At 75.7% G+C, this 23,538-nt stretch carries 23 protein-coding genes and 1 pseudogene; 9 read left to right on the forward strand and 15 right to left on the reverse strand.

Annotated elements, in window-relative coordinates:
* The 3 genes from RIF68_RS04025 to RIF68_RS04035 form a co-directional block, all read right to left on the reverse strand.
* Positions 1-519 (reverse strand): sortase domain-bontaining protein (locus tag RIF68_RS04025; RefSeq protein ID WP_309049715.1); only part of this gene is annotated, 519 nt, incomplete at its 3' end.
* A 104-nt stretch (positions 520-623) separates the two neighbouring features.
* Positions 624-1,454 (reverse strand): hypothetical protein, encoded by an 831-nt coding sequence (locus RIF68_RS04030; protein WP_309049716.1) that lies wholly within the window; start codon positions 1,452-1,454, stop codon positions 624-626.
* Positions 1,455-1,600: 146 nt separating this feature from the next.
* Entirely contained in the window at positions 1,601-2,545 is a 945-nt protein-coding gene (locus tag RIF68_RS04035; protein WP_309049717.1) for a beta-ketoacyl-ACP synthase III, read from the reverse strand.
* 229 nt (positions 2,546-2,774) lie between these two features.
* On the opposite strand from RIF68_RS04035, the gene fdhD reads away from it, so the two are divergent.
* The gene (gene fdhD / locus RIF68_RS04040) at positions 2,775-3,602 is read left to right on the forward strand and encodes a formate dehydrogenase accessory sulfurtransferase FdhD (RefSeq protein WP_309049718.1); all 828 of its coding nucleotides are present in this window, start codon (positions 2,775-2,777) and stop codon (positions 3,600-3,602) included.
* 72 nt (positions 3,603-3,674) lie between these two features.
* Here the strand turns inward: fdhD and RIF68_RS04045 are convergent, their stop codons facing one another.
* The 3 genes from RIF68_RS04045 to RIF68_RS04055 form a co-directional block, all read right to left on the reverse strand.
* Entirely contained in the window at positions 3,675-4,058 is a 384-nt protein-coding gene (locus RIF68_RS04045) for a (2Fe-2S) ferredoxin domain-containing protein (RefSeq protein WP_309049719.1), read from the reverse strand.
* Complete coding sequence (locus tag RIF68_RS04050) at positions 4,055-4,576, reverse strand: isochorismatase family protein (protein WP_309049720.1); 522 nt, start codon at positions 4,574-4,576, stop codon at positions 4,055-4,057. Before RIF68_RS04050 ends, RIF68_RS04045 begins: the two co-directional genes overlap by 4 nt.
* A 148-nt stretch (positions 4,577-4,724) precedes the next feature.
* Positions 4,725-5,705, reverse strand: coding sequence for a bile acid:sodium symporter family protein (locus tag RIF68_RS04055; protein ID WP_309049734.1), 981 nt, complete (start codon positions 5,703-5,705; stop codon positions 4,725-4,727).
* 526 nt (positions 5,706-6,231) lie between these two features.
* On the opposite strand from RIF68_RS04055, the gene RIF68_RS04060 reads away from it, so the two are divergent.
* The 3 genes from RIF68_RS04060 to RIF68_RS04070 all read left to right on the forward strand — a co-directional run bounded on the left by RIF68_RS04060 (position 6,232) and on the right by RIF68_RS04070 (position 9,693).
* The gene (locus RIF68_RS04060) at positions 6,232-8,061 is read left to right on the forward strand and encodes a long-chain fatty acid--CoA ligase (RefSeq protein WP_309049721.1); all 1,830 of its coding nucleotides are present in this window, start codon (positions 6,232-6,234) and stop codon (positions 8,059-8,061) included.
* 195 nt (positions 8,062-8,256) lie between these two features.
* On the forward strand, positions 8,257-9,051 hold the full coding sequence (locus RIF68_RS04065; protein ID WP_309049735.1) for an aldo/keto reductase: 795 nt from the start codon (positions 8,257-8,259) through the stop codon (positions 9,049-9,051).
* A 177-nt stretch (positions 9,052-9,228) separates the two neighbouring features.
* Positions 9,229-9,693 (forward strand): RICIN domain-containing protein, encoded by a 465-nt coding sequence (locus RIF68_RS04070; RefSeq protein ID WP_309049736.1) that lies wholly within the window; start codon positions 9,229-9,231, stop codon positions 9,691-9,693.
* A 235-nt stretch (positions 9,694-9,928) separates the two neighbouring features.
* Here the strand turns inward: RIF68_RS04070 and RIF68_RS04075 are convergent, their stop codons facing one another.
* From RIF68_RS04075 to RIF68_RS04085, 3 genes are all read right to left on the reverse strand, one after another.
* Positions 9,929-10,876, reverse strand: coding sequence for a class I SAM-dependent methyltransferase (locus RIF68_RS04075; RefSeq protein ID WP_309049722.1), 948 nt, complete (start codon positions 10,874-10,876; stop codon positions 9,929-9,931).
* Between the two features lie 348 nt (positions 10,877-11,224).
* Positions 11,225-11,959 carry a class I SAM-dependent methyltransferase gene (locus RIF68_RS04080; RefSeq protein ID WP_309049737.1) on the reverse strand — a complete coding sequence of 245 codons (735 nt, stop codon included), beginning with the start codon at positions 11,957-11,959 and terminating at the stop codon, positions 11,225-11,227.
* A gap of 33 nt (positions 11,960-11,992) precedes the next feature.
* Positions 11,993-12,298: a 4a-hydroxytetrahydrobiopterin dehydratase gene (locus RIF68_RS04085; RefSeq protein ID WP_309049723.1), complete on the reverse strand. Its 306-nt coding sequence runs from the start codon at positions 12,296-12,298 to the stop codon at positions 11,993-11,995.
* 90 nt (positions 12,299-12,388) lie between these two features.
* Here RIF68_RS04085 and RIF68_RS04090 point away from each other — a divergent pair, with 90 nt between their 5' ends.
* Positions 12,389-13,198, forward strand: a complete 810-nt coding sequence (locus RIF68_RS04090; protein WP_309049724.1) for a helix-turn-helix transcriptional regulator — start codon at positions 12,389-12,391, stop codon at positions 13,196-13,198.
* Here RIF68_RS04090 and RIF68_RS04095 read toward each other — a convergent pair.
* From RIF68_RS04095 to RIF68_RS04110, 4 genes are all read right to left on the reverse strand, one after another.
* Positions 13,188-13,604: a hypothetical protein gene (locus RIF68_RS04095; RefSeq protein ID WP_309049725.1), complete on the reverse strand. Its 417-nt coding sequence runs from the start codon at positions 13,602-13,604 to the stop codon at positions 13,188-13,190. The genes RIF68_RS04090 and RIF68_RS04095 overlap by 11 nt on opposite strands.
* Positions 13,605-13,782: 178 nt before the next feature.
* Positions 13,783-15,186, reverse strand: a complete 1,404-nt coding sequence (locus RIF68_RS04100) for an amino acid permease (protein ID WP_309049726.1) — start codon at positions 15,184-15,186, stop codon at positions 13,783-13,785.
* 64 nt (positions 15,187-15,250) lie between these two features.
* A complete protein-coding gene (locus RIF68_RS04105; RefSeq protein ID WP_309049727.1) occupies positions 15,251-17,407 on the reverse strand; it encodes a phage holin family protein in 2,157 nt (718 codons plus the stop codon).
* Positions 17,408-17,497: 90 nt separating this feature from the next.
* Complete coding sequence (locus RIF68_RS04110) at positions 17,498-17,902, reverse strand: hypothetical protein (RefSeq protein ID WP_309049728.1); 405 nt, start codon at positions 17,900-17,902, stop codon at positions 17,498-17,500.
* A gap of 166 nt (positions 17,903-18,068) precedes the next feature.
* Here RIF68_RS04110 and RIF68_RS04115 point away from each other — a divergent pair, with 166 nt between their 5' ends.
* Both RIF68_RS04115 and RIF68_RS04120 read left to right on the forward strand, forming a co-directional pair.
* Complete coding sequence (locus RIF68_RS04115) at positions 18,069-18,851, forward strand: MBL fold metallo-hydrolase (protein ID WP_309049729.1); 783 nt, start codon at positions 18,069-18,071, stop codon at positions 18,849-18,851.
* A complete protein-coding gene (locus RIF68_RS04120; protein WP_309049730.1) occupies positions 18,848-19,480 on the forward strand; it encodes a VTT domain-containing protein in 633 nt (210 codons plus the stop codon). The genes RIF68_RS04115 and RIF68_RS04120 overlap by 4 nt, the downstream gene beginning before the upstream one ends.
* A 28-nt stretch (positions 19,481-19,508) precedes the next feature.
* Here RIF68_RS04120 and RIF68_RS04125 read toward each other — a convergent pair whose 3' ends face one another.
* Both RIF68_RS04125 and RIF68_RS04130 read right to left on the reverse strand, forming a co-directional pair.
* Positions 19,509-20,567 (reverse strand): MBL fold metallo-hydrolase, encoded by a 1,059-nt coding sequence (locus RIF68_RS04125; protein WP_309049731.1) that lies wholly within the window; start codon positions 20,565-20,567, stop codon positions 19,509-19,511.
* A gap of 51 nt (positions 20,568-20,618) precedes the next feature.
* Positions 20,619-21,851, reverse strand: coding sequence for an aminotransferase class I/II-fold pyridoxal phosphate-dependent enzyme (locus tag RIF68_RS04130; RefSeq protein WP_309049732.1), 1,233 nt, complete (start codon positions 21,849-21,851; stop codon positions 20,619-20,621).
* Between the two features lie 257 nt (positions 21,852-22,108).
* Between RIF68_RS04130 and RIF68_RS04135 the strand changes: the two genes are divergently transcribed.
* On the forward strand, positions 22,109-23,263 hold the full coding sequence (locus RIF68_RS04135; protein ID WP_309049733.1) for a serine hydrolase domain-containing protein: 1,155 nt from the start codon (positions 22,109-22,111) through the stop codon (positions 23,261-23,263).
* A 71-nt stretch (positions 23,264-23,334) separates the two neighbouring features.
* Positions 23,335-23,538 (forward strand): annotated as a pseudogene (locus RIF68_RS04140) (GNAT family N-acetyltransferase); the annotation flags it as partial.

Here is a 23,538-nt window from a genome sequence, read left to right on the forward strand (position 1 = left end):
GAACACGGCGGTCCGGCCGTCCCGGCGGAGGATTTCCACGCGGTGGCCCGGGGTGAGCGCGCCGAGACCGTGGAAGACCGCCCTGCCCCGCGGGGTGTCGACATGGCCGACGACGACGGCGGTGCCGCGCTCGCCCGGGGTGACGGCACCGGTGAACCAGCCGGTCGTCCGCCCGTCCTCCGGGGGCGGTGCCTCGATCCAGCCCTCCGCGTCCAGGCCCACGGCCGTCACCGGCGCGTCGACCCGGAGCGCGGGGACCCGCACCCGGACCGGCGGTGAGGCGGGCAGCGGACCGGCGGCGTACGGGGCGGGGGCGCGGGCCCCGGCAGCGTCCGGCGCCGAGGCGGCGAGGGGCTGCGGAGGGGCGTCGGTCCGCAGCTCCGCCGCGCCGCCGCGCACCAGGTGCACCCCGGCGAGGAGCGCCACGGCGACCAGCCCCCAGGCGCCGCGCCGGTGGGCGGCGGCGCCGTGCCCCCGGGGCGGGCCGGCGGCTCCGCCCGGTTCCGGTGTGTCCCGCACCCGTCCTCCTCCTCGTACCCGTGGGTCAAAGCGGGTGGCGCCCCTCCGCCCCGGACCTCGTCACACCGGGGCGGAGGGGCCGTCCGTCGGCCGGGGACCGAACCTCAGGCGCCGCCGTCCGCGCCGCGCCGGCGGATCAGGACGACGGCGGCGGCGAGCGCGCCGGCGATGAGGACGGTGCCGGTGACCAGTTCGGTGGCCCCGAGGCCGGTGGAGCGGGCGTCGCCGAATCCGGCCTTGACGCCCTTGTGGGCCCCGGGGGGCCGGCTCTCGGAGGAGCCGGAGACGAGGGTCAAGGTGGTGGTGCCCCGCTCGCCCTTGCAGTCGAAGGCGACCTCGTACCGCGCACCGGCCTTCGCGTCGGCGTCGACGGTCGCGGTGCCCGGGCTGCCCCCGGTGAGCGTCACGGTGTCGAAGATCCCGGAGGTGACGGTCACGGACGGCGCCTCGCAACCCTCGGCGGTGAGGGTGACGGTGCCACCGGGCGCCACCGTCGCCGGGGTGACGGAGAAGCCGAAGGAGGTGATCCCGTGCTGCTGCCCGCCGTCGCCACCGTCCCCGCCGTGACCGAGCGGGGCCGGAGGCACCGGATAGGCCGGGTCCACCGTCTCGGACGCGTCCGCGGGAGCGAGGGGATCGACGGGTGCCGGGGACTCCAGGGACGCCGGGGGTTCCACGGGAGGCGGCGGGACGACCGGGTGCGCGGGGCCCGTACCGGCGGTGGCGTCCACGCCGTCGCCGGTGCTTCCGAGGGGTGTCGCCTCTCCGGTGTCGGCCGGCCCCGGGACCGCGAGGTCGCCCCCGGCAGCGCCCGCGCCCGCTCCGGCACCCGCCGCGTCGCCCTCGCCGGCGAGGGCCGCCGGCGCCGCGAGGCCGAGGGACAGGGCGGCGAGCAGGGTGGCGGAAGCGGCCGCACGGACACGTATCGCGCGCATGGGGACCTCCGGGTCACGCGGGGGTCGCGGGCGCGGAGCGGTTCCGCGGCCGGGGGGTCCGGTGCGACCCTCGCCGCGATCGAAGCTAGGCGGGGTCCCGGCGGGCCGCCACCGGGCTCCGCCGAACGGGGCGGGCCGCCGGAGGGTCAGGGGACGCGGACCACCTGACCGGCGTACGAGAGGTTGCCGCCGAAGCCGAAGAGGAGGACCGGCGAGCCGGAGGGCAGCTCGCCGCGCTCGACGAGCTTGGCGAGGGCGAGCGGGATGGAGGCGGCGGAGGTGTTTCCGGAGTCGACGACGTCCCGCGCCACGACCGCGTTGACCGCACCGATCTTGGCGGCGAGCGGCTCGATGATGCGCAGGTTGGCCTGGTGCAGCACGACACCGGCGAGGTCCTCGGGGGCGACGCCGGTGCGGGCGCACACCTCGCGGGCGAGGGCGGGAAGCCGCTGCGTGGCCCACCGGTAGACGGTCTGGCCCTCCTGGGCGAAGCGCGGCGGGGTGCCCTCGATGCGGACGGCGTGGCCCATCTCGGGGACGGAGCCCCAGAGCACGGGCCCGATCGCGCCGGTGTCGGTGTCGGTCGCCTCGACGACGGCGGCCCCCGCGCCGTCGCCGACGAGGACGCAGGTGGTGCGGTCGGTCCAGTCGGTGACCTCGGTCATCTTGTCGGCGCCGATGACCAGGGCGCGGCGGGCGGCCCCGGCGCGTACGGCGTGGTCGGCGGTGGCGAGGGCGTGGGTGAAGCCGGCGCAGACGACGTTGAGGTCCATGGTGGCCGGGGAGGTCATGCCGAGGCGGGCGGCGACGCGGGCGGCCGTGTTGGGCGAGCGGTCGACGGCGGTGGAGGTGGCGACGAGGACCAGGTCGATGTCGGCGGGGGTGAGTCCGGCGTGGGCGAGTGCCTTGCCCGCGGCGTGGGCGGCGAGCTCGTCGACGGGCTCCTCGGGGCCTGCGACGTGCCGGGTGCGGATACCGACGCGGCTGGTGATCCAGGCGTCGTCGGTGTCGACCAGTTGCTCGAGGTCGTGGTTGGTGAGCACCTTGGCGGGCTGGTAGTGCCCTAGCCCGGTGATGCGAGTGCCCGTCATACCGGGACCCCCTCGGTGAGTCGTTCGTCGGCAGGACCCCCCAGTCTCGCCAGCGACCGGTGGGTAACCGGGCACGTGATCCGCCAAGATTCCTTCACGTCGCTTGGCCGACCGTGACAAGGCCTGCGGTGGCAGCGGCCCCGCACGGGAAGAAAGGTTCCGGCGCGGTGGGTCGGGCGGGAGGGAGAATGGGCCGGTCGGGTCGGTGTGAGCGAAGTGGGTGCGGTGCATGGGACGGGTCACGGAGCGGCGGCGGGTCGTACGGATCCGGGGCGGGGCGGTGAACACCCGGCCGGACACGCTGGTGGCCGAGGAGCCGCTGGAGATCCGGCTGAACGGCCGCCCGATCGCGATCACCATGCGGACGCCGGGTGACGACTTCGCCCTCGCGGTGGGCTTCCTGGTCAGCGAGGGCGTACTGGCCGCGGCCTCCGACGTGCGGAACGTCGCGTACTGCGCCGGGGCCAGGGACGACGGCGGGAACACCTACAACGTGGTGGACGTGCGGGCGGCCCACGAGGTCGTGATCCCGGAGATCACCCTGGAGCGGAACGTCTACACGACCTCCTCGTGCGGGCTGTGCGGCAAGGCCAGCCTGGACGCGGTACGGACCACGGCCCGGTTCCCGATCGCGGACGCTCCCCCGCTGCGGCTGACGCCGGAGCTGCTGTCGGCGCTGCCCGGGCGGCTGCGGGAGGCGCAGCGGGTCTTCGACACGACCGGCGGGCTGCACGCCGCGGCGCTGTTCTCGGAGGACGGCGAGCTGCTCGACGTCCGGGAGGACGTGGGCCGGCACAACGCGGTGGACAAGCTGGTGGGGCGGGCGCTGCGGGAGGGGCGGCTGCCGCTGGAGCGGGCGGTGCTGCTGGTGTCGGGGCGGGCCTCGTTCGAACTGGCGCAGAAGGCGGTCATGGCGGGGATCCCGGTGCTGGCCGCGGTGTCGGCGCCGTCCTCGCTGGCCGTGGACCTGGCTGCGGAGGCGGGGATGACGCTGGTGGGCTTCCTGCGCGGCCCGGACATGAACGTGTACGCGGGAGAGCACCGCATCGTGCTGTGACACCGGGGGCCGGAGGGTGCCGCGCGGCCTCCCGGAGCGGTGCGCCCGGGAGGCCGGCCGCGGCCGGGACGGTCAGTTCTTCGGCGGGTCGACCATCTGGAGGGTGAGCGCGGGCGGGGGCGGGGCGATGCCGGGGCCGCCGGCCTCGGTCCAGGCGAGGATGGCGTCGAGGGAGTCGTCGTCCAGGGTGAAGCCGACCCATGCGGCCCGTCCGCCGCGCCGCCGGCCCTCGGTGGAGGGCTGCACCACGACGATGTTGCCCTGGGCGCAGGGGCCGAGGCAGTCGCTGGTGCGGACGGCGAGCCGGCCGCCGGAGGCCGCGGCCGCCTCGCGGAGCCGGGCCAGCTGTCCGGCGTGGTCGGTGCCGGGATTCTTGCGGGCGTCTCCGCAACAGCAGCCGCGGCAGACGACGAGGGAGCAGGGGCGGGCCCCGTACCGTATCGGGACGCGGCTCACGCGGGGCCGTCCAGGGTGATCGCGGAGACGGCGGCGACGGTGCCGAGGCGGGGGAAGTCGAGGTCGACCGAGGCCCGGTGCTCGTCGGCGGTGAGGGCGGACATGGCGTCCTCGGCGAAGACGAGGTCGTAGCCGTGGTCGCAGGCCGCGCGGGCGGTGGACTCGACGCCGAGGTTGGTGGCGACGCCGCCGAGGACGAGGGTGGTGGTGCCGAGTCCGGAGAGCAGCTCGTGGAGGCCGGTGTCCTGGAAGCCGCCGATGGTGCGCTTGACGACGACGGGCTCGCCCTCGCGGACGAGTTCGGCCACCAGTCCGCTGCCGGGCGGCTGACGGTCGACGTTCGGCCGCTCGGCCCGGAGGTGGACCACGGGCGCGCCGGCGGTCCGGAAGGCGTCGGCGAGGCGGCCGGCGGCCGAGACCACCTCCGTACCGGGGCGGGGGGCGAGGGGCAACGCGACGAGGCGCTCCATCAGGTCGACGAGGACGAGCGCGGTGCGGCCGGGATCGAGTGCGGGCATGGGAGCACCGTAGCGGCCCGGATGATCACCGGGGGGTGGGCGGGGGTGTGATCCGGCCGACGGGACGTCCCGGGGCACCGGGGCGCACCTCCGGGTCACCGGTCCGGGGGCCGCCGGGCGCCGGGTGCCGGAGCGCGGGGCTTCCCGGTCACGGGCCCGCGTGGTCCGGGGCCTCCGGGTCACGGGAACGGCGACGGGCCACGACGGCGCAGACGATCAGCTGCATCTGGTGGTACAGCATCAGCGGCAGGACGGCCAGTGAGGCCTGAGCACCGAAGAGGACGCTCGCCATGGGGAGCCCGGCCGCCAGGCTCTTCTTGGACCCGGCGAACTGAATGGCGATGCGGTCGGCCCGCCCGAAGCCGAGCCGCTTCGCGCCGTACCAGGTGACGGCGAGCATGACCGCCAGCAGGACGGCCTCGGCGGCGAGGAGCAACCCCACCCGCGCCGGGGTCACGAGCCGCCAGACGCCGGCGACCATTCCTTGGCTGAAAGCGGTGTAGACGACGAGGAGGATCGACCCCCGGTCGACGAGCCCGAGCACCTTCTTGCGCCGCAGGACGAAGCCGCCGATCCAGCGGCGCAGGAGCTGCCCGGCCACGAACGGCGCGAGCAGCTGGAGCACGATCGTGAGCAGGGAGTCGGCCGAGAGACCGCCGGTGCTGCCGCCGAGGAGCGCCGCCGCGAGCAGCGGGGTGAGGACGATGCCGGCGAGGGACGAGAAGGAGCCGGCGCAGATCGCCGCCGGGACGTTTCCCCGGGCGATCGAGGTGAAGGCGATGGAGGACTGGATGGTGGAGGGCACCAGGCAGAGGAAGAGGAAGCCCGTGTACAGCGGCGGGGTGAGCACCGCGGGGACGAGGCCCCGGGCGGCGAGCCCGAGGAGCGGGAAGAGGAGGAAGGTGCAGGCGAGGACGGTGAGGTGGAGCCGCCAGTGGCGGAGGCCGTCGAGTGCCTCCCGGGTGGAGAGGCGGGCCCCGTAGAGGAAGAAGAGGAAGGCGACGGCCGCGGAGGAGGCTCCCTGGGCGACGGTGGCGGCGGTGCCGGAGGCCGGCAGGAGCGCGGCGAGTCCCACGGTGGCGAGCAGGGCGAGGACGTAGCCGTCGACCGGCAGCCAGGAGGGCAGCAGCCGGCGGGTACGGGACGGGGCCGGCGATCCGGCCGCGCCCGGGGATCCGACCCCCTCCGTACGCGCGGATCCGGCCGCGCCCGGGGAGCCGGCCCCCTGCGTACGCGCGGATCCGGCCGCGCCGGGGGCGCCCTCGGGCCCGGGGGCGGTCGGGGTGCTGCTCGGGGTGTCGCGGGTCGTCACGTCCCCCATCCTCCGGTACCGGCGGCGGGACGCGGCGGCCGGCCGTCCCGCCGGGGACCCGGGGCCGGCCCGGTGGACCCCGTCGGCGCGGCGGTCGGGGCGTGCGCGGCCGGTACGGATTCCGTGGAGATTCCGCACCGGCGGACGTACCGGGCGGCCGGCAACCTCCCCGGGCGGTCCGAGACTTGTCCCCTCACCGGGCCTGACCTGCCGCAACGGGCAAGGTCCCGGCTTGGTGAAGCCCCTCCCGCGGGGCAGGCCCGTGGGGTACCGTCACCCGCGCCGTACGGAGAGCGACAACGGCCCCTTTCAGCCACCGAGCCGTCGAGGGAGGAGCAGGTCAGTGCGTGAGTTCACCGTGCCGCCCGTCGAGGCGGCCGTACCGACCGGCGGCCTGGCGGACACCGTGTTCCGCCGCGCCGAGGAGGCTCCCGACCACGTCGCGCTCGCCCGAAAGGGCCCGGACGGCCGCTGGCGGGACGTGACGGCGGCGCGGTTCCGCGACGAGGTCCTGGGGCTGGCGAAGGGTCTGATCGCGCAGGGCGTGCGGTTCGGGGACCGGGTGGCGATCATGTCCCGGACCCGCTACGAGTGGACGCTGTTCGACTTCGCGCTGTGGACGCTGGGCGCCCAGCCCGTCCCCGTCTATCCGACCTCCTCCGCCGAGCAGGTCTTCTGGATGCTGCACGACGCCGGGGTCACCGCCTGCGTGGTGGAGCACGAGGACCACGCCATGACGATCGGTTCCGTGGTGGACCGGCTGCCCCGGCTCCAGCGGCTGTGGCAGCTGGACGCCGGCGAGGGCGCGGTCGCGGAGCTGACCGCCGCGGGCACCGGGATCGACGAGGACGTGGTGCAGCGCCACCGGCGCGCGGTCACCCCCGAATCGGTGGCCACCGTCATCTACACGTCGGGCACGACGGGGCCGCCGAAGGGCTGCGTCCTGACCCACGCCAACTTCATGGTCGAGTCCGACATGCTGATCGGCCGCTGGGAGCCGGTCTTCCGCTCCCGGCCGGGCGACCAGGCGTCCACCCTGCTCTTCCTCCCGCTGGCGCACGTCTTCGGCCGGATGGTGGAGGTGGCGGCGGTGCGCGGCGGGGTGAAGCTCGGCCACCAGCCGGTGATGGCCGCCGCCGAGCTGCTGCCGGACCTGGCCGCGTTCCGGCCGAGCTTCGTCCTCGCCGTCCCGTACGTCCTGGAGAAGATTCTCGACGCGGCCCGCCGCAGGGCCGAACGGGAAGGGAGGGGAGCCCCCTTCGAGAAGGCCGTGGAGGTGGCCGTCCGCTACGCCGAGGCGCTGGAGCACAAGGCGTTCGGCCTCGGCCCCGGGCCGTCGGCCGCACTGCGCGTGCAGCACCAGTTCTTCGACAGGACGGTGTACGCCAGGGTCCGCGAGGCGCTGGGCGGGCGGATCCGGCACGCGATGTCGGGCGGCTCGGCGATGGACCGCCGCACGGGACTGTTCTTCGCCGGTGCGGGGGTCACGGTCTTCGAGGGGTACGGCCTGACGGAGACGACGGCGGCGGCCACCGCGAACCCGCCGGGCCGGGTCAAGTACGGCACGGTCGGGCAGCCGATCCCCGGCACGACGGTGCACATCGCCGGGGACGGGGAGGTGTGGGTGCACGGCGGACAGGTCTTCTCCGGCTATCTCAACGCCCCCGGCGAGACGGCCGCCGCGCTGAACGACGGCTGGCTCGCCACCGGTGACCTGGGCGCGCTCGACGAGGACGGCTATCTCACGATCACGGGCCGCAAGAAGGAGATCCTGGTGACCTCGGGCGGCAAGAGCGTCGCCCCCACCGCGCTCGAGGAGCGGGTGCGCTCCCACCCGCTGATCGCCCAGTGCATCGTCGTCGGCAACGACCGCCCGTACATCGCCGCCCTGGTCACGCTCGACCAGGAGGCGGTGGAGCACTGGCTCGCCATGCAGGGCCGGCCGCCGCTGCCGCCGGCCGCGATGGTGCGCGACCCGGCCCTGGAGACGGAGATACGCCGTGGGGTGGTGGCCGCGAACACGCTGGTCTCGCAGGCGGAGTCCATCCGGACCTTCCGGATCCTGGCCCACCCCTTCAGCGAGGAGCACGGCCTGCTCACGCCCTCCCTGAAGCTGAAGCGCCGGGCGATCGAGACGGCGTACGCGGCGGAGGTCGAGGCGCTCTACCGCTGAGGCCGGCCGCCGGATCGGTCCCCCGCGCGGAGGGGCGCGGCCCGGCGGTGCGGAATGCGGAGGCGGGGATGATCGTTCACGCTGTGGGGGTACGCGAAGGCGTACCCCTTCGTACGAACGCGACGACGTAAGGATCCCATCCACGTGAGCACGGACAGCAAGGTCCCCTCGGTCACCCTGAACAACGGCGTGGCGATGCCGCAGCTCGGCTTCGGTGTCTGGCAGGTGCCGGACGACGAGGCGGCGACGGCCGTGTCCACCGCCCTGGAGGCCGGTTACCGGTCGATCGACACGGCCGCGATCTACGAGAACGAGCGGGGCACGGGCCGTGCCCTCGCCTCCTCCGGGATCCCCCGCGAGGAACTCTTCGTGACCACGAAGCTGTGGAACAGCGAGCAGGGCCACGACTCGACGCTGCGCGCCTTCGACGCCTCCCTGGAGAAGCTGGGGCTGGACTACGTCGACCTGTACCTCATCCACTGGCCGGTGCCGTCGAAGGACGCGTACGTCGACACGTACCGCGCCTTCGAGAAGATCCAGGCCGACGGGCGCGCCCGGGCGATCGGCGTGTCGAACTTCCTTCCCGATCATCTGGAGCGGCTGATCGCGGAGACCTCGGTCGTGCCGGCCGTCAACCAGATCGAGCTCCACCCGCAGCTGGCCCAGGCGGCCTCGCGGGAGGCGCACGCCCGGCACGGCATCGCGACCGAGGCGTGGTCGCCGCTCGGCCAGGGCCGGGGGCTCCTGGAGGTGCCGGCGATCGTCGCCGTCGCCCGGAAGCACGACAGGACGCCGGCCCAGGTGGTGCTGCGCTGGCACCTCCAGCTCGGGAACGTGGTGATCCCGAAGTCGGTGACGCCCTCGCGCATCCGCGAGAACATCGACGTCTTCGACTTCGAGCTGGACGCCGAGGATCTGGCCGCCATCGCGGCGCTGGACGAGGGCCGGCGCCTGGGCCCGGACCCGGCCGTGTTCGACGCCGGCGCCTGAGGCACGGCACAGCGGGACGACCCCGGGGGCGCGCACGGCGCCCCCGGGGTCGGGCGCGTCGGGCCCGGTCGCGGGGACGGCTCGCCGTACGGTCGCGCCGGTCGTGGCGGCCGGCACCGGTCGCGCCGGTTCGCGGCCGGTTCGTACCTGAGGAGGGGTGGAGAAGCAGTGGGTACGGTGAACGGCTCCCCGGGGCCGGTCGAGGAGGGGCTCTACCGGGTGCGGAACGTGGCCAGCGGGCTGCTCCTGGAGGTGTACAGGGGGTCGTCGCGCGGCGGCGCCAAGGTGCAGCAGGGCGCCGAGAACGGCGCGCCCGGTCAGCACTGGCACGTCAGCCAGGTCCCGAACGGCGGGGGCCTCTACCACCTGGTGAACGCGGCGAGCGGGAAGCGGCTCGACGTCGCCAACGCCTCGACGGAGAACGGCGCCCGCATCCAGCAGTGGAGGGCGAACAATTTCGGCGCCCAGGAGTGGATCATCGCGCAGGACCTCCAGTCGCCGGGCACGGTCACGCTGGTGAGCTTCATCAGCGGGCTGCTCCTGGAGGTGGCCGACGAGTCGAAGGAGGAGGGGGCCGACATCCGGCAGTGGGAGGACACCGACTCCCCCTTCCAGTGGTGGCGGCTGGAGCCGGTGTCCTGACGCGGCGGGGGGCGGGTCCGTCCCCCGTAGGCCGGCCACCGCGAGGGCCCGGCTCCGGCCGCCGCCCCGCGATTGTCGTCGCCGCGAGCGGCAGCGGCAGGACGGAGAGCATGGCCGCCGCCGGCGCGGCGGCCATGCCGGTGGGCGAGGACCTTCCGGTCGACGCCGATGGCGGTGAGGTCCGGGCCGGGCGGCAGGCGGGTCGGCGCGGACGGGAGGACGGGACGGGTGCCGGCTATCCCTTGCGGGCCGTGTGGACGGTGCGGGCGGTCAGGTGGAAGACGTCCGGGCGGTGGTGGAGGGACCGGTCGTCGGCGGGGTCGAGGAGGCGGTCGAGGGTCGCGCGGTCCTCGGCGTCGAGCGAGGGGCCGAGGGCTTCCCGCAGGCGGGTGAAGGTGGTGACGGCGAGTTCGCGGACGACGGGGGACACGGGGGCCGGGGCGTCGGTGAGGAAGGTGCGGGTACCGGCGGGCGTCAGGCCGGCGGCGGTGAGGAGGGCCCGCCAGTCCTCCGTCTCGTCCTTGGCGCCGGGCAGCTCGGCGCGCATCCGGGCGAACCGGTCGGCGTTCAGGGCGTCGAGCCGCGCCTCCAGGCCCGGGCGGCCGAAGCCCAGGTCGCGCGGGAGGTGGCGGGGCGGGAGGCCGCCTTCCACCAGGGCGACCAGGCCGCCGGGCCGCAGCAGCCCGGCGAACGCGGTGAGCGCCGCCCGCTGGTCGCCGAGGTGGTGCAGGGAGTTGCCGGCCCAGATCAGGTCGGCCTCGCCGAGGCGGGTGAGGTCCTCGGGGAGCTCGGCCCGCAGGGTGCTCACGCGGGCGCCGAGTCCCCGGGCCTCTGCCCGGGCGCGGGCCCGCTCCAGGAGTTCGGGGCTCGCGTCGACGGCGACGGCCTCGGCGGCCGGGAAGGCCTCGGCGAGCAGGGTGGTGACGACGCCGGGTCCGCTGCCGACGTCGAGGACCCGGCGCACGCCGTGGACGGTGCCGAGCGTGCCGAGCCAGGCGGCCGCTTCGGCGTAGGCGGGGCTCGCGATCTCGGCCTCGGCCTCCAGGAGCGGCGCGAGGGCGTTCCAGTCCGGCTGACCGCCCTCGGGCCCGTGGGCATGGGCGTGCCCGTGGCCGTGCGCGTGGTCCGGGGCATGGGTGGCGGTGGAGGTCTGCGGGGCGTGGGATGCGGAGTGCTGACTCATGGCTCCAGGGTGGCGAGGACGCTCCCGCAGCGCGAGAAATCTTGCTGTTACGGCAAACGGACGCCGTCGTTTCGGGGTGCACGGGCGATCGGACGCGGTGTACGGAGCGGACCGGCCGGCGGCGCCCACGTGCGGCCGACCGCGCCGGGCCGAGAAGGAGCCGGGGGCGCGGTCGCCGGACCTGGCGGCACACCCAGGTCCCGGCGCCGACGCGCGGGGCCGGCCGCTGGACGGGCCCGCGTACGCGCGTGGCGCCGTGCGGGCCGGGGCCACGATCAGGCCCCGGGCCTCCGTCACCGGCTGGGCCGGCGGCGGGGCCCGGGCGGCACGTCCGCGCCGTGCGGGTGGTCAGCCGCGCCGGACGAAGGCGGCCAGCGGGTAGCGGGGCTCCGGGCGGGGCCGGTCCTGGTGCGGGAGGGCGGCGAGGGCGGCCGTGAGGCGCTCGGTGGCCGTGGCGTCGCCGCGGTACCAGGGGGCGTAGTGCCCGCGCCGCAGCCGGTTCGCCGTGCCGCGCGGGGTGGCGCCCTGGCCGTGGCCGGTGAAACGCGTGCCGGGCGCGGGGTCGAGGCCGTGGGCGGCGGCGTGCCGGGTGAGGCGCGCGGAGTCGTCGGAGGCGGACGCGGTCGCCCGGTGGGGGCGCAGGAGCGCGTCGATGTCGCTGCCGACGTCATGGGCGGCGTCCTTGTCGACGGTCGCCACCAGGACGCCACCGGGGCGGAGCACCCGGGCGGCCTCGGCGACGATCTCCTCGGCGTACGGGACGAGGTGCAGGAGCCAGACGGCGCAGACGGCGTCCACGGAGGCGTCGGGCAGCGGCAGCCGCCGGGCGTCGGCGCGGACGGCCCGTCCCGGCAGGCGCGCCCCGGCCACCCGCAGCATCGCGTGGGCGGCGTCGGCCCCGTACACGCGCAGGCCGGGGCGGATGAGGCGCTCGGTGACGAGGCCGGTGCCGCAGGCGAGGTCGAGCAGGGTGCCGGTGCCGGGCGGGAGGAGCCGGAGCACGGCCGCGGCGGCGGCTTCCGCGCGCGGCACCCCGCCGCGCGTCTCGTCGTAGTGCGCCGCCTCGGCCTCGTAGTCCAGCACCGTGTCCCCCATGGACACGGATCCTACGGTCCGTCAGGTGGCGCCGTGGCCCGGGGCGATGCCCTGGACGCGCTCGGCGAGGGTGAAGTCCTTCTCGGTGAGGACGCCGCCGGCGGAGTGGGTGTGGACGGAGACCGCGACGGTGTCGTAGCCGAGGGTGAGGTCGGAGTGGTGGTCCAGTTCCTGCTGGATCTGGGCCACGTGAACGACGAGCGCGGTCGCGGCGAAGTGGTCGGCGAGCCGGTAGGTGCGCAGGAGGCGGTCGTCCTCGACGGCCCAGCCGGGAAGCTCCCGCAGGCGGTCCTCGATCTCCTTCTGCGACAGCGGCTGTGTGGGCACGGCGGTGCTCCCTCCGGTCGGGTGGCGCGGGCGGCGGACAGCGGTCCAGGAGGACGGTACCCGGGTCCACCTCTGGGATACCGTCTGCCCATGACAACCGTCGTGAGCGACACGGGAGTGGGGCCGCTGCTGCGCGGATGGCGCGAGCGGCGGCGGTTGAGCCAGCTGGAGCTGGCGCTGCGCGCGGACTCCTCGGCCCGGCACATCTCCTTCGTGGAGACGGGCCGTTCCCGGCCGAGCGAGGAGATGATCCTCAAGCTCGCGGAGCATCTGGACGTACCGGTACGGGAGCGCAACGCGCTGCTCCTGGCGGCGGGTTACGCCCCCCGGTACACGGAGTCACCGCTCGACGCGCCGCGCCTCGCGACGCTCCGGGAGGGCATCGAGCGGCTCCTGGAGGGGTACGACCCGTACCCGGCGCTGGTGGTGGACGGCTCGTACACCGTGGTGGCGGCCAACCGGGGCATCGGTCTGCTCCTCGACGGGCTGCCGGAGCACCTCGTGGCGCAGCCGGCGAACGCCATGCGGATCACCCTCCACCCGGAGGGCCTCGCCCCCCGCATCCGCAACCTGCGGGAGTGGCGCGGTCATCTCCTGGCGCAGATGGAGCGGCAGATCGCGCTGGCGCGTTCGGAGCCGCTGCGCGCGCTGTACGAGGAGGTCGCCGCCTATCCGCTGCCGGAGGGCGCCGGTGACGCGGGCGACCGGCCGGACCCGGAGCCGTACCCGTACTTCGCGCTGCCGCTGCGGATCGAGCACGACGGGCAGGTGCTGTCCTTCGTGTCGTCCATCTCGACCTTCAACACGCCGATGGACGTGACGGTCGCCGAGCTGGCCATCGAGACGTTCCTCCCGGCCGACCCGGCGACGGTCGCGTATCTGCGGGCCCTCAGCGGCTGACGGCCCGCAGGGCGGTCCACTGGAGGGCGGCGAAGCCGGCGACGGTGGCCGCCTGCACGGGTGTCCACAGGGTGCCGGCGGTGGTCGGCTCCAGCCAGGCGACGAGGGCGACGAGGCTGAGGACGGCCCAGAGGACGTTGGCGTCGACGACCAGCTTGACGGCGAGGGCGGGGGGCTGCGGGCGGGTCGCGAGCGCGCCGACGGCGGCGGCGAACAGGGTGAGACACACGCCGAGTTCGAGCAGCAGCCCGGCGTCCACGCCGAGGAGTTCGCCGAGCGGTCCCGAGGCGGCCAGGTAGGCCAGCCCGTTGGCCCCGGTGACCACGGCGTCGAGGGCGAGGAAACGGCGCAGCGCGGAGTGCGGCCGGGTGGTGCGGGCGAGACCGGCGAGCAGGGCCTGGGACATGGCGGATCACCCTCCAGAGGAGACGTTCGCGGGGCGGTGGGCCGGAGCCCGGGCGGAGTGCGCCGCCCGGGTTCCGGTGTCTGTGAGCATGCCGCGCGGCCCGCCGGGGGTCGATGACGCCGGAGGTAATGCCGCTGCCGGACCGGGGTGCCGGCCCGGCCGCGTCCGTCCGGCCCCGCTACGCCGGCGGAGCCGGATCCGCCGTCCCGGCGGCGGTCGCCGCGCGCCGCTTGCGGGCGGACATGACGGCGTGGACGAGGACGCCCGCGAAGAGGAACAGCACACCCTGGTAGACGGCGGCGTAGCCGGAGCCCGCGACGAGCCAGAGGGAGAAGCCGAAGGCGGCGAGGGCGAGGACGGCGTCCCGCACCAGGCGGGCGCGGTGCACCCGCTCGGCCTGCCCGGAGACCAGGAAGTAGAGCTGGGCCGCGGTGGAGAGGAGGTAGGGGACGGTGGCGGTGAAGGTGGTGACGAGCACCAGCGTCTCGAAGACCCCCTCGGTGCCGACCGTGTAGTTGTAGACGGTCAGGAGCGAGGCGAGGACCACGGTGACGAGGACGCCGACGGTCGGGACGCCCCGGCGCTTGACGGTGAAGACCTGGGGGAACAGCCCGTCGCGGGCGGCGGCGTACGGGGTCTGGGCGCTGAGCAGCGTCCAGCCGTTGAGCGCGCCGACCATCGAGACGAGGGCCATGCAGGCGACGGCGGCCCCGCCCCAGGTGCCGCCGAACATGAGGTTGACCGAGTCGGTGAAGGGGGCGCTGGACTCGACGAGCCGCTCGTGCGGGACGGTGCCGAAGACGGAGACCGTCGTGAGCAGGTAGAGGGCGGCGGCGCCGAGGGTGCCGAGGACGGTGGCGCGGCCGACGTTGCGGCGCGGGTCGCGGACCTCGCCGGCGCTGACGGCGGCGGACTCGACGCCGAGGTAGCTGAAGAGGAGGATCGCGGCGGCGGCGGTGACGGCCCCGGCGGCGCTGCCGTCGGCGTCGCCCCGGAAGGGGCCGAGGTTGGCGCTGTCGAAGAAGAAGAACCCTCCGACGGCGACCAGCAGCAGCGGTACGAACTTCAGGACGGTCGCGACGAGCTGGACGGCGCCGACGTAGCGGGTGCCGGCGAGGTTGGCGACGGCGGGCAGCCACTGGATGAGGAGCGCGGCGCCGATGGTGGCGGGCTTCGCGTCGTGCAGTGGCACGAGGACGTCGAGGTAACCGACGGCGGCGACGGCGAGCGCGGCGTTGGAGACCCAGGCGGTGATCCAGTACGACCAGGCGGCGAGGAATCCGGCGAAGTCGCCGAAGGCCTCGCGGGCGTAGACGTACGGGCCGCCCGTCCGCGGGTGGCGGTGGGCGAGGCGGCCGAAGACGAGGGCGAGGGCGAGGGCGCCGAGGGTGAGGATGCCGAAGGCGACGAGGCTGATCGTGCCGTGCGGGGCGACGGAGGCGGGGAGCAGGAAGATGCCGCCCCCGATGATGTTGCCCATGACCAGGGCGGTGGCGACGGGGAGTCCGAACCGCCGGGCGTGCCGGTCGGCCGCGGGCGGCTGTTCCGTCGCGCGCGAGGGGGTGGTGGTGGCCGTGCTCATGGGGTGGTGCGCCTTCCGTCGTGCAATCCGGACCATCGTCCGATACGGCGAACAGGCGTCCAAATCACTGTTTTTTGTCCGGCGCGACCACCCCATCAACCGGAAGAAGTTGCTCCGCTTCAGCTTCGGACGGTGAATCCTCCACGGGCGGCAGCGGTACCTGCGGCCCCGCGCACTCCCGCAGCCAGCGCCGCAGCACCCGGTGCACCCGCTCCGCGCCCACCAGCTCCTCCCCCTCCGCGACCGGCGGCGACAGCTCGGGCGGCGACAGCAGGAAGGCACGGGACTGCGCGCCGCCGAGGCCGCCGTGGGAACCGATCTGCTCCTCGAAGGCGTGCACGGTCCCGGTCGCGGGGTCGTACATCGAGTTGACCATGATGTCCGCGACGTGCGGGAAGCCGTCCGTCCGCCGCACCGCCGCGGCCGCGCCCGGCCCGAAGACCGCGAGCGGCCCGTCGTCGGTCAGCTCGGTGACCGGGATCTCCACCCCGTCCCCGGCGAGCACCACCGAACCGTGCTCCGCGCTCGCCACGAGGAGGAAACCGATGCCCGGGTGGTGCGCGAGGGTGCGCAGCAGCGCCGGATGACGCCGCTCGATCTCCTCCCGGGTCATCCGGTGCGGCACGTCGGGGAAGGAGATCAGCCCCAGGTTGCCGGAGGCCAGCACCACCGGCTCGGACGGCCGCGCGGGCAGCTCCCGCTCCCGCTCCTTCTCCTCCCCCTCCTCCACCGGCCGGTGGAGGGCGCCGCGCAGCGCCTCCTCGGCCGCGTCCCTCGCCTCGGAGCCGCTGCGCGTGCGCCGGACACGGCGCGGCACCGGCAGCCCGCACCCGGCCCGTACGAGATCCTTCAGGCTCAGCCCGTACGCCGACTCGAAGGTCTCCCCCGGACTCTGGCCGTGGTCGGAGAGGAGCACGATCCGGTAAGGGCGCGGCGCGTGCTCGGCGACGGTCGCGATCAGCCCGATCGCCCGGTCGAGACGGCGCAGCACCTGATCGGTGTCCCGGCCCTGCGGGCCCGAGTGGTGCGCCACCTCGTCGTACGCCACGAGGTCGGCGTACACGCAGGTGCGCCCGGCCAGCATGTCGCCCATCACGGCCGCCACCACGACGTCCCGCTCCACGACCGTGGCGAAGGCACGGAGGAAGGGGTAGGCGCCGCCGCGCGAGACCCGCGGCGTCTCGCGCCGCAGCCGGGCCCGGGCGGACTGGTACACCTCGCGGACGCACTCGGCCGCGAACGAGCCGACCGTGCGGACGGCGTTGGCCGGATCGGAGAAGTAGGCGAAGTAGCCGGCCCGCGAGCGGTTGCGCGGGCCACGCCGGGCGGCCGTCGACAGGACCAGGGCGACCTGGTCGGCCCCACCGCTGAAGAGGTTGCCCCGGGAGGCGCCGTCCAGGGTGAGCAGTCCCCCGTCACCGGTGCGGAGCACGGCCCGGCGCTGGAGCTCCACGGCGCTCGCCGGGCGGTTGGACACCATGAGCCGGCCGGTGTCCTTCTCGTACCAGCGGAAGGCGGGCACGTCGTGGTTGGAGCCGTGCAGGATGCCGAGCTGGCTGGCGCCGGTCTGGCTGGACCAGTCGGTGCGCCAGGGGGTGAGCCGGTGGCCCGCGGCGAGCCGGCCGGCGACGGTCGGCATGAGGCCGTCGGCGACGGCGTCCCGCAGCACGTCGTACCCGACGCCGTCGAGCTGGAGGAAGACGGTGCCGGCGTCGGGCGCCGGGGTGGAGCGCGGGTCCCGGGGGCGGGTGCGGCCGGTGAGCCGGTAGAGCCGCCGCCGGTAGGCCTCGTCGTCGCGGACGGCGAGGCCGGTGGCGGTGGCCGAGGCGACCGCGGACATGACGGCGGCGACCACCACCGCCGTCTCCGGGTCGGCGGCGCCGCGCCCGTCGGGGATGAGCCAGAGCGCCACGAGCAGCAGCGAGCCGTTGAGGAAGAAGCCGAGGAGGCCGAGGACGAGGGCGGGCACCAGCAGCAGCGCCCGGACGGCCAGCGGCCAGACGAGCGCCCCGAGCAGACCGAAGGCGCCGGCGCCCCAGGCCGCCGTGAGCGCGGTCCTGGTGAGGCTGTCGCCGTCGGGGGACTGGAGCTGGAAGTCCGGCAGCAGCCCGGCCAGGAGCAGCATGGTGAGGGTCGACACCGCCCACACCACGACGACCCGCGCCAGGGCACGGCCCGCGGTCCGCCAGCGGCCGGCGCCACCCCATCGCCCGTCACCCACGCCCGGTTCGCCTTTCGCCGGTTTCCCTTTCGTCCCGTTCCCGCCCCCCCAGCGTGGCACACCATCCGGGACGGGACGGGGAGCGGGACGTCAGCAGCCGTCGTACCCGGCCGTGGGCATGGACAGCCGCCGGTGGACCCCGGCCTTGGCCGCCGCGTCGTACACGGGTTCGTCAAGTCCGACCGTCTCGACCCGGACGCCCCGGCGGGCGCACTCCGCGCGAAAGCCCGCCACGGAGGTCAGCGCGCGGGCCAGGACCCGTTCGCTCGCGGCGACGAAGAGATCGACCGCACCGGACTCCACGTCCGACCAGAGCTCCGCGTGGTCGGGACGGATTCCGTAGCAGAGCAACTGGCTGGCGAGCACATATCCCCGGTCGTCGGCCCAGCGGGCGCACATCGCGTGCTGGCTGCGCGTGTCCACCAGGAAGGGGTCGCTGTCCAGCTCCTCGAGCGGGGTGAGGCTGGCGATCGCCGCCACCCGAACGTCGTCCATGACCCGACCCTACTGCGGCGGACGACCCCCCGGACATCCTCCGGACACCGTCCGGGGCGAGCGGGCGCGGTGGGGGCGGCGCGCCGGCACCCGGTCCCTCTACCCTCGTGGCAGAAGGCCCGTGGCGCCGCTCCCGGCGACGGGCCCGCGACGAGGGAAGGGCGGCGTGCCGGTGGAGGTCACCTGGTGGGGCCACGCGACCTGCACGGTCGAGGACTCCGGGGTCCGTTTCCTCACCGATCCGCTGTTCGCGCGGCGCCTCGCGCACCTGCGGCGGCGGCGCGGGGCGCTGCCGCCGCCGGAGGCCGCGGCCGCCGAGGCCGTCCTCGTCTCGCACCTGCACGCGGACCATCTGCACCTGCCGTCGCTCGCCCGGCTCGCGCCCGGGACGCGGCTCGTCGTGCCGCGCGGCGCGCCCGCCGCCGTACCCGGTCTGCGCCGGCTCGCCCGGTCGCGAGGGCTGCGCCTGACGGAGGTGGCGGCCGGCGACGAGGTGGTGGTCGAGGGCGTGACGGTACGGGCGGTGCCGGCGCTCCACGACGGGCGGCGGCTGCCGTTCGGGCCGCACCGCTCCCCCGCGCTCGGGTACGTGGTGGACGGCGAGGCCCGCACGTACTTCGCGGGGGACACCGGTCTGTTCGACGACATGGCGGAGGCGGTGGGCCCGGTGGACGTGGCGCTGCTCCCGGTGGGCGGCTGGGGCCCGTACCTCGGCCACGGCCATCTGGACGCGGGGCGGGCGGCCGAGGCGCTCGCCGCGCTGTCCCCCGCGGCGGCGGTGCCCGTGCACTACGGCACGTACTGGCCGATCGGGCTCGACGGGCTCCGGCCGCACGAGTTCCACGCCCCCGGAGGGGAGTTCGTCCGGCTGGCGGCGCGCCGGGCGCCGAAGGTGACGGTGCATCTGCCGGAACACGGCGAGCGGGTGCGGCCGGAGGTCTCCCGGTGATCGACGGGCTGGTGGCGGCGGTGGGCGAGCTGCCGCCGGAGTCGACGCAGCAGGCGGTCGGTTACCCCACCCTCTTCCTGCTGGTGGCGCTCGGCGCCCTGGTGCCGGTGGTGCCGACGGGGGCACTGGTCAGCTCGGCGGCGGTGGTGGCCTTCCACCAGACGTCCCCGTTCTCACCGCTGTTCGTCTTCCTGGTGGCCTCCCTCGCCGCCTGTCTCGGGGACGCGGCGCTGTACTGGCTCGGACAGCGCGGGGTCCGTTCCCGCAACGGCTCCCGGTGGCTGGCCTCGCTGCGCGGGCGGGTCACCCCCGAGCGGCTGGCGCGGGCCCAGGAACGGCTCGACACCCACCAGGTCCCGGTGCTCGTGCTGTCCCGGCTGGTGCCGGCCGGGCGGATCCCGGTGATGCTGGCGTGCCTGCTGGGCGGGATGCCGCTGCGCCGGTTCGTCCGGGGCGACGCGGCGGCCTGTCTGGCGTGGGCGGCGACGTACCAGCTGATCGGGGTCCTCGGCGGCTCCCTCTTCCCCGAGCCGTGGCAGGGCGTGGTGGCGGCGGTCGCCCTGGCCCTGCTGATCAGCGGGGCCCCCGCGGTGTGGCGCCGGGTGCGGGGCGCGCGGGGCGGCGCCTGACGGCCGGGCGGGGCACCGGCCGGCCGGGTCACGGCACGAGGACGCGGGAACCGCCGACCGGCAGGTCCCAGAGGTCCTCGCGGGGCAGTCCGGCACGTTCCCAGGCGGCCCTGACGCGGGTGAGCGGTTCGAGGACGGGTTCGGAGGAGAGGACGAAGGTGGCCCAGTGCATGGGGGCCATCCGGCGGGCGCCGAGGTCCTGGTGGGCGCGGACGGCCTCCTCCGGGTCGGTGTGCACGTCGCTGAGCCACCAGCGCGGGTCGTAGGCCCCGATCGGGAGGAGCGCCAGGTCGATCCCGGGGTGGCGGCGGCCGATCTCGGCGAACCAGTGGCCGTATCCGGTGTCGCCCGCGAAGTACACGCGGTGGCCGGCCCGGTCGGTCAGGACCCAGCCGCCCCACAGGGTGCGGCAGGTGTCGAGGAGGGTCCTCTTGGACCAGTGGTGGGCCGGGACGAAGTCGAAGCGCACGCCGTCGAGTTCGGCCGCCTCCCACCAGTCGAGCTCGGTGACGCGGACGAAGCCGCGGCGGGAGAACCAGCGTCCGAGGCCGGCCGGGACGAAGACGGGGGTGTCGCGGGGCAGGCGTCTGAGGGTGGGGGCGTCGAGGTGGTCGAAGTGGTTGTGGCTGATGACGACGGCGTCGACGGGCGGCAGGTCCTCCCAGCGGACGCCGACGGGCGTGATCCGGGCCGGGGTGCCGAGGATGCGCCGGGACCAGACGGGGTCGGTGAGGACCGTCAGGGCGCCGATGCGGACGACCCAGCTCGCGTGCCCCGCCCAGGTGACGGCGACGGTGCCGGGGCCCGCCTCGGGGAGCGGGCCGGGCTCGAAGGGGAGCAGCGGGATGTCGCGGAGCCCCTCGGGGCGGGGCCGGACGGCTCCCTCGCGGGCGAGTCGCGCGAAGGCGCGGACGCCGGGCAGGGGGGCGGTGAGGCGGTCGGTGAAGGTGCGGGGCCAGTCCTGGCGGAGCCGCCCGACGGGCTGGAGTCCGCCGCCGGGGGCGACGGCACCGGAGGAGCCGGCCGTGGGGGTGGGGCCGTACGGGACCTCGGTGGCCCGGTCGGGGCGGGCCGTCCGTTCGGTCATCGGCGGGGCTCCGTTCTGCGCGGCGGCGGGTGGGCGGGGTCGGCGGGCGGGTCAGTGGAGTTCCTCCAGGGCGGTGGCGAACTCCGCGAGCGCACGGGCCGCGTGGGGGACGGCGACGGGGTCCGGCGACACGAAGGTCTCGTCCCGCTCGTTTCCCGTGGTGCCCAGGAACATGCCGGTGTCGCACCTCACGCGCAGGGCGCCGAGTTCGTCGCCGAAGCGGTGGCCGCCGGGGACGGTGGTGCCGAGGCGGGCGGTGAGGTGGTCCTCCAGCTCCAGGGAGTCGGTGACGCCCCGGGCGGCGAGGCCGGTCCGCAGGGGGCCGAGGTCGGCGTAGAGGTGGCGGCCGGCCTGCGGGGGCCGGGCGAGGGCGCCGGCGGCGAGGACGGCGCGGTGCGCGGCCGCGGCGAGCTGCCCGTGCACGGTGGCGGCGCGCCGGGCGCGTTCGGTGACCTCCCCGGGTTCGTCCAGGGCGTGGGCGGCGGCGGGGGCGACGGGGCCGGCGACGACGGCGCCGAGGGCGGTGAGGACGTCGAGGACACGGGCTCTGCGGTCGGCCCAGCGGTCGGCGCGGGAGGGGGCGGTGGGCGGGAAGCGGGCCACGGCGCACGGCCAGGCGGCCGGGGTGAGGGCGCCGGCGAGGTCGGTGAGGACGGTGACGTCGTCGGGGCACATCTCGGCGGGGCTGAGGAGGACGGTCCCGTGGGGCCGGTGGAGGGTGTCGCGCCAGGTCTCGTCGCTGACGACGTGCAGGCCCTCGGCGACGGCCGCCTCGCAGGCCTCGCGGACCAGTTCGGGCGGGGCGACGGTGCCGGTGGGGTCGTCGGCGACCGAGAGGAGCAGGAGGCGGGGGTGGCCGCCCTCTGCGCGGACCCGCCGGACCGTCTCCAGGAGGGCGTACGGGTCGGGGACGCCGCCGCACTCGGCGGAGGTGGGCACGTGGTAGGCGGGCCGCCCGAGGAGCCGGGCCTGCGGGGTCCACCAGGCGGGGCAGGGCCGGGGCAGCAGCAGGTCGCCGCCGTGGGCCGCGAGCAGAGCCAGCAGCAGGGCGGGGGCGCCGGGGGCGGCGACGACGTCCTCGGCATGGGTGCGCAGTCCGCGCCGCCACCAGTAGCCGGCCGCGGCCTCGCGCAGGACGGGCCCGCCGCCGGGCGGTTCGGGGGCGGTCCGTCCGGCGGCCCCCGCCACGAGGGCGGCCAGGGAGGGGAGGACGGGCAGGCCGGTGTCCGGTGCGGGGGGCCCGTACCGCACCGGCCCGCGGCCCTCCGGAGCCGTCCGCCCCATGTCCCGTACCTCCTGAGCGCACTCGGGGGCGCCGGGCAGGCACCCCCGTGCCCTTTATACGGAGGTTCGAGCGGATTCGCCGCCCCAGGAGGGGCCGGGGAGGGACGCACGCGGGCATCCCGGCCCCGAGGCCCTCTTCTCAAGCCGCCTTCTAGAAGGGTTCTCTAGAAAGGGCGGGCGGCGCGGATACGGAAGCCGGGCCGCCTCCGTACGCGTGCCTCCCCCGCCCTTTCCCTCTCCCCTTCTGGAGCGTCCCGATGTCCTTACGCCGCAAGCCGGGTCTCACCCTCGTCCTCGCCCTCGCGGGCGCCCTGCTCGCCGCCGCGCCCACGGCGGCCCACGCCGAGTCCCGCGCCGGGGTGTCCGGCGACCACGCGACCACCCTCGCCGCGCTCAAGGAGCTCAACGCCAACGGCGGCCCGGGCGCGGGCGTGCTCGCGGGCGGGCCCGCCGGTTCCTGGCACCTCTCCTCGGGCACGGCGACCCTGCACACCGCGGACTCCCTCGCACCGGACGAGCACTTCCGGGTCGGCAGCCAGTCGAAGACCTTCCTCGCCGTCGCCGTACTGAAGCTCGCCGAGCGGGGCGCCCTCGCGCTCGACGACCCGATCGAGCGGCACCTGCCCGGCGTGGTCACGGGCAACGGCCACGACGGCACCCGGATCACCGTGCGGCACCTGCTCCAGCACACCAGCGGCATCCCCCGTGACGGCGTCCTCACGCCGCAGGCGGGCGCCGACGGCACGTACACGCTCGCCGCGCTGGTGAAGGAGGCCCTGCGGGAGCCCTCGGTGGCCGCGCCGGGCACCACCTGGGCCTACTCGAACGGCAACTACGAGATCCTGGGCATGCTGGTGGAGAAGCTCACCGGAGCGCCCCTCCACCGGGCCGTCACCGACCTGGTGATCACGCCGCTCGGCCTGGGCGACACCGTCTTCCCCGCCCCCGGCGACCGGGTCGTGCCGGCGCCGCTGATCCACGGGCACGCGGGCGTGCGGGTCGGCGGCTTCTTCTGGTGGACGGACGTCACGCGCTCCCACGAGCCGTCGCTGTTCCACGGTTCGGGTGCGATCATCTCCACCACCCGGGATCTGACCACGTTCTACCGGGCCCTCTTCGACGGCCGCGCGCTCCAGGCCGCGAGCCTCGCCGAGATGACCAGGACCGTCCCCCTGACCCCGGGCGGCACCCCGGCGGACCCCGGCTACGGCCTGGGGCTCCTGAAGCTGCCCCTGCCCTGCGGCGGCACCGCCTGGGGCCACGACGGCGGCGTGCCGGGCTACTACTCGGAGACCCTGGTGACCGAGGACGGGCGGTACGCCTCCGGCCTCACGAACGCGCAGCTCAACGGCGCCCCGGCGACGGCCATGTACAAGACCCTCACCACGGCCCTGTGCGAGGACCGGCCGTAGGCCGGCGGTTCCGCCCGTCCCGCCTCCGCCGTTTCCCTGCGCGGGCGGGACGGGCGGCGCCAGAATGCCGCATGACGATACGTGAGGCGTCCCCCGAGGACGCGGCGGGCATCGCCGCCGTGCACGTCGGCTCGTGGCGCGCCGCCTACGCGGCGCTGCTGCCCCCGGAGTTCCTCGACTCGCTCGACGTGACCGAGCGGGCCGCGTGGTGGGAGGCGCGGCTGAGGGCGCCGGACGGGCCGACCGTCCTGGTCGCCCCGGGTCCGGGCGGGCGG

The organism is Streptomyces sp., assembly GCF_031178505.1.
GTDB classification, from domain to species: domain Bacteria; phylum Actinomycetota; class Actinomycetes; order Streptomycetales; family Streptomycetaceae; genus Streptomyces; species Streptomyces gulbargensis.